The sequence below is a fragment of the Microcoleus sp. Pol12B3 genome, assembly GCF_036701355.1.
Classification (GTDB): Bacteria; Cyanobacteriota; Cyanobacteriia; order Cyanobacteriales; family Microcoleaceae; genus Microcoleus.
Map to the genome: position 1 here is coordinate 1 of NZ_JAUBQS010000128.1, position 5,227 is coordinate 5,227.

The 5,227-nt window shown below is 44.5% G+C and carries 5 protein-coding genes and 1 tRNA gene; 4 read left to right on the forward strand and 2 right to left on the reverse strand.

The window, feature by feature from the left end:
• Positions 1–738 precede the first annotated feature (738 nt).
• Both QUA53_RS28485 and QUA53_RS28490 read right to left on the reverse strand, forming a co-directional pair.
• Positions 739–1,992 (reverse strand): S-layer homology domain-containing protein, encoded by a 1,254-nt coding sequence (locus tag QUA53_RS28485; protein WP_333101191.1) that lies wholly within the window; start codon positions 1,990–1,992, stop codon positions 739–741.
• Positions 1,993–2,320: 328 nt separating this feature from the next.
• On the reverse strand, positions 2,321–3,013 hold the full coding sequence (locus QUA53_RS28490) for a GDSL-type esterase/lipase family protein (protein WP_333101189.1): 693 nt from the start codon (positions 3,011–3,013) through the stop codon (positions 2,321–2,323).
• Between the two features lie 80 nt (positions 3,014–3,093).
• Here QUA53_RS28490 and QUA53_RS28495 point away from each other — a divergent pair, with 80 nt between their 5' ends.
• From QUA53_RS28495 to QUA53_RS28510, 4 genes are all read left to right on the forward strand, one after another.
• A complete protein-coding gene (locus tag QUA53_RS28495) occupies positions 3,094–3,324 on the forward strand; it encodes a DNA-directed RNA polymerase subunit omega (protein ID WP_333071758.1) in 231 nt (76 codons plus the stop codon).
• Positions 3,325–3,576: 252 nt separating this feature from the next.
• The gene (locus QUA53_RS28500; protein WP_333101186.1) at positions 3,577–4,221 is read left to right on the forward strand and encodes a hypothetical protein; all 645 of its coding nucleotides are present in this window, start codon (positions 3,577–3,579) and stop codon (positions 4,219–4,221) included.
• 371 nt (positions 4,222–4,592) lie between these two features.
• Positions 4,593–4,961, forward strand: coding sequence for a DUF1818 family protein (locus tag QUA53_RS28505; RefSeq protein WP_333101185.1), 369 nt, complete (start codon positions 4,593–4,595; stop codon positions 4,959–4,961).
• Between the two features lie 37 nt (positions 4,962–4,998).
• A tRNA-Pro gene (locus tag QUA53_RS28510) sits at positions 4,999–5,072 on the forward strand.
• Positions 5,073–5,227 lie beyond the last annotated feature (155 nt).

Consider the following 5,227-nt stretch of genomic DNA (forward strand, 5'->3'; position numbering starts at 1 on the left):
CAAAAAATTATGTTTCGCCGAGCTTGAATCACCCATTAATTGCGATAGCGATTTTTCTTAACTTATTCAGCAAGCCCGAAGTAGTAATATTGGCGAAAAAACAGCTGTAATCACTTTTGTTTGAGAGTTACTGTCAGATGACAAAATTATCATTTTAGGTGATAGAGAATTTGGTAGCATCAATTTGGCATAATGGCTGCGTGAGAAAAAAGTGAAGTTTTTCCTTATGGTGAAACAAGGGCGCTATATACAATAAAAAAATCTAATTTTATCCTCTTGTATGACATGGGGTTACTGCCAATGGAAAGCTTTTATTTGTCAGATGTAAAAGTTATCAAACAACAAGGATGTGTAACTTTTAATATTGCTGCTTATTGGCGCCGCAAATATCGCGGAAAATAGGATGATAGGGTATACGGGTTCCAACCCTGTTGCGTCTCTCTCCTAAACCTCTTTGTCACCCCCCAGATGCACGACAGCTTAGCATCGGGATTATTGATGATATCTCTATTTTCTACCTCTACGTGAATCATGGTCAATCCATTGTCATCTGCGGTTCAGAAATTATATTTTTAAAACCGTAGATACAGGCATATAAACACAGATTAATGCAGATGAATTAGATCAATTCCGGTTTTAGTCTCCGTGATTGTTGACTGTTGACTGGATTTTAATATTCCCATGCTACCGGAATTGATATCAGTTATGTTCTTCCTTCATCCTTCTGCTATATCGCCTCTATCGAGCGCTACAAATGCCTGTGCTGGCAGTACCAACTACCAAATCGGAATTCAAAAGCAAATCTAAATCGGTGTCGGGATTAACAGCATACAAATCGACTTTATCTCGACCCAAAAATACTCCGATCAAAGTCCCGATTCCCGCACCGCCGAGCACCTCTTCAGTCGCGATCGCCCGATCGCCCGTAACACCTGCGATCGCCGCCGCTGCTGCTGCACCCAACGCCGTATTCTTAACCAGATTACCAACATTAACGCCCTTGGTAACAGTTTCTTTCCTAGTAATCACTTGCGAAGTGGCATTGAGAGGCACTCTGCTGCCGTTGATTATACTTAATTCTTGAGCGACAAACTGAACCCCCGAAGCAGTCGATCGCAATTCGCCGCTAATTTTCGAGCCTTCGGGTATCAGCACTTGGCCATTACTGCCCGTGATATCCGAAGCCACAGTCAGCGTAATTGGAGATTTGTCATTGGGGCCGAGCAAAATCTTGCCTTTTGCATACTCGATTGGGATAGTCACTCCCCTGGGAATTTGCACAGCAACAGACTCGCTAACATCAATCTTAGCAATGTAAGGAGAATTAATTGCTCTTGCTTGATTGCTACTCACTAACGTTTGATAGATAAAAGCCGCTACTTCTGCTCGCGTTGCTGACTTGTTAGGTTTGAGAGATTTAGGATTGGGATAGCTGACAACCAACTGTTTTTCAGTAGCAGCAGCAACGCTTTTGACAGCATAACTTTGAATCTCGCCCGCATCATTATAGTAGCTGAGAACATCTTGAAAATCGCAGGTAGGCTCATAGCCCATGCCGTTATTTAAAGCGACTACAACTTGAACGCGAGGAATCTGCTGTGTCGGCCTGAAAACATTGCCGGGATAGCCAGACATCCATCCCATTTCGTAAGCTTCGGCGATCGCCCCGCTTGCCCAAAAATTAGACGGAACATCGGCAAACCTTACAGCAGCGCGGGTTTTTGCCTTTTTCACAGAACGCACCATTGCCGCGAATTCAGCCCGCGTTACCGGTGCATCCGGGCGAAAACTGCCATCGGGAAATCCTTTGATAATTCCTCTTTCTGACAAATCTTGAATAAAGTCTTTTGCCCAGTAGTTATTATTAACATCCGAAAACGCTGTCTGAGCAAAAGAAGGCGCGGGAGCTAGCATCGGCGCTGCGGTTGCGGCAACTGTTCCCAATGTTAATACAACAGATGTACCCGATTTAATGCGATGTAATACAGACATTTTTTGCTTCTCCAATTTACACATTTTTTTTTGAGGACCAGTAAGCTTTTGGTAGGCGGATTTATTCTGCCCGAACTTGCTCTTTCCCTCACTTATGTAATCATTGTTGAATATTTTTATTTGTAGTGAGGGGAAGATACGGTCTTTTAAAATAAATATTTTGATACACACTTGGGAATTTTAAAATGCTTAAATTCCTTAAAATCCTTATGTTGCTTATCTTCCTTATCTACCTTGAACTTATAGAGTTCTGGATCCAGAACCTTTATATATGTAGGGGCGGTGCCAAAAGTGTCCGCCCTCGCTCGACTGGAGTAATAACTAATGACTAATGACTAATAGCGGCGAGCGGCTCCCAACTGGTCACATCTTCAAATAAAGATTGATACCCCGCTGCATTGGGATGAAGCCCGTCTGCAATCAGGCGCGATCGCCACCAATCACTACCCCGATTTATCCATTTATCAAAAATATCTAAATAGGGAATGCCCCGCAACTGACAAGCTAATTTCGTTGCTTCCTTGTAGCGATATTGGTCAGCATGACTGTAATACAAACAATTTTGAAAAGGCATTTTACTTTCATCCACCGGCACCATCCCGACAAATATCACCGGACAAAGTTGTTGGGACAGGTTTAACAAATTATCCAAAACAGTTTTAAAATGTTCAAAATCAGTGTAGCTGCGCCCCGTCGGCGACTGCACTCTCGCCGAATCGTTGAGGCCTACCGAAAGAATAATCGCATCCGGGACGCGGTTTCTGAGTTCGCCCCGGTGGCGGAACTCGTTTTCCAGGCGCTGGGAGACTTGATAGGTGCGATCGCCCCGAACGCCCAAATTGTATAAAACGTGTCCTGCACTCTCCGGTAACATCCACTGGCGCCGCAATCTTTCCACCCAGCCACCGCCTACACCGTCGCCGAAACCGTAGATTAAGCTGTCACCGAAAGCAACCAATTTGAGGGGATGAGAATTTCCCCGATGCAAGTGACCAAAGGAATAGGCTGTTGCTACCTGCATAAGCAATGATACTCAGTTAATAAATTATGAATCTTGACATACTAGACTAGAATGTAACATTACATAAAGTAGGTAGTCTCATGGCTAAGCGTCAACCCTTCGATTCAACTCAGCTTACCCGTCGCGCGGAAGAGTTGATTAACGGTGCATCCAACCGCTATCGGATTACGGTACAGGTAGCGAACCGCGCAAAACGCCGTCGTTATGAAGATTTTGACAATATGGACGACCATCAAATGAAACCTGTAATGCGGGCGATATTTGAGATGTCGGACGAACTGACTCAGCCGGAAATAATCGGAGATATCTAGGCTTCGGGAGTTTTGAGTTTTGAGTGGTGAATTGCCCAAAGTTTTTGTCAACTCAAAACTCAAAACTTTGTCAAACTAGACTTGGGTGCGGGTGACAAGAAACCCGGTTTATTCCTAGTTCCCTCGTTAAGAAACCTCTGATTTTTCAATAAAACCGAATTAACGATCGTAAATCATAAAATTGTAAACTAGGACATCTGCTTACGGCTAAGTTTATGAAATTATTCTATTTCTCAAATTTTTGTCAAAACCGTGAATAGATTAAAGCAGGGCTTAAGTTTTCTTTTTGTTACTTTGAGTGTGGCTATTTTCACGCTTTTGAGTTGGGTATTGGAATCGGGCGAACTGAGTCTGTCGGCTTTGGAACCTTCGCTGCTGCGGACTTCTGAATCTTCCTCTGTGCAGCGGGTGGCTCAACAATCTGCGCCGCAAGTGAGGGTGCAAGATGCGTGGAAATTGGTGTACGAAAAATTGCCAGATTTCCCGATCGAAAATAACTACATTTCCAAGGAGACTGGAAAAATCGATCCTACCAATACTTTAGTCGGGCGGTTGATTCGATATCACGTATTTGTCAAAGGACGCCCGCCCAATTACCGCTTTGATTGGAAGTTAAGTTTAGCTGACTATCTGGGGGCGACTCCAGATTATTTGGTGGAAAGCGTTTATCCGGGGAAGGACGTTTTGCGATCGAATCCAATGGAACAGGATCGTGCTGCTATTCAGAGGTTAAATAGAGCACAGCGGGATGCTTTAGTTCAAGCTTTGGTTGATGTTTTTACTGAGAATTCCGGGCTTGGGCGCACACCTGCTGCGGGGGAAAAACCACAAGGGCGATCGAATTCGCCGGAAATACCGCAGCCGCAGCCGGGAGATGCGAAGTTGCTGCTACCGTAATACTCAGAAATGCAGAAACCGGGTTTTTTACGGAAATACTGCATCCGGGCCTTTGAAAATGGTAAAAAACCCGGTTTATTTCCTATTTATGGGTAATATCAAATCTGTTAGCATCGGAATTATTCCTATCTCTATTCTCTTCAGCGGCGTGAATCAGCCTCAATCCCTTGTCATCTGCGGTTAATACATTATCTTTTTTTGACCGCAGATGAGGGCAGATCAACACAGATTAATGCAGATCAACTCTATCAATTTCGGTTGCACAATCCGTGATTGTTGACTGTTGATTGCTTTTGACTATTCCCCTGTAACCAGAATTGATATAAGTCCTGCTAATCTAAAATCCAAAATCTAAAATCTAAAATCCCTCAATGGTGGAACGTATAATTAAGACTGGTAGCGGATGGCGTTTGGGATGGAACCCGGAGGTGGATGAGTTTCAGGGTTTGGTGGCTGGCGACGGTTGGGCGATCGAACTCACGGAGGCTGAGTTGAACGATTTTTGCCGATTGTTGGGGCAATTAGCAGGCACAATGAGTCAAATGGCCTCTGAGTTAATGGACGAGGAAAAAATCGCCATTGAAGCCGAAAGCGACTTGCTGTGGGTCCAGGTGGAAGGATATCCAGAAGCTTACAGCGTGCAATTGATCTTGAATGCTGGCCGAAGGTGCGAGGGTTTTTGGCCCGTGGCTGCGGTTCCGACTTTGGTGCAGGCGGCAAAAGTTTTAAAAGTTTTTTGACTTTTTCGGGAATTCTATGCTAAGCTGTTAAAGCTGTCGGGGCGTAGCGCAGCTTGGTAGCGCACTACTTTGGGGTAGTAGGGGTCGTGGGTTCAAATCCCGCCGCTCCGATTGTGATAAAACCTTCTCATAGAGAAGGTTTTATTGTTTTAGGCCGGCGACGCAGCTCTTAACATTCTCAATTAGGGGCCAATGGCACTGAAAAAGTCTCAATCACGCCCTCCGTTTAGATTTCAAGACAGAGCGAGGTTCCTGCATTCGAGGAT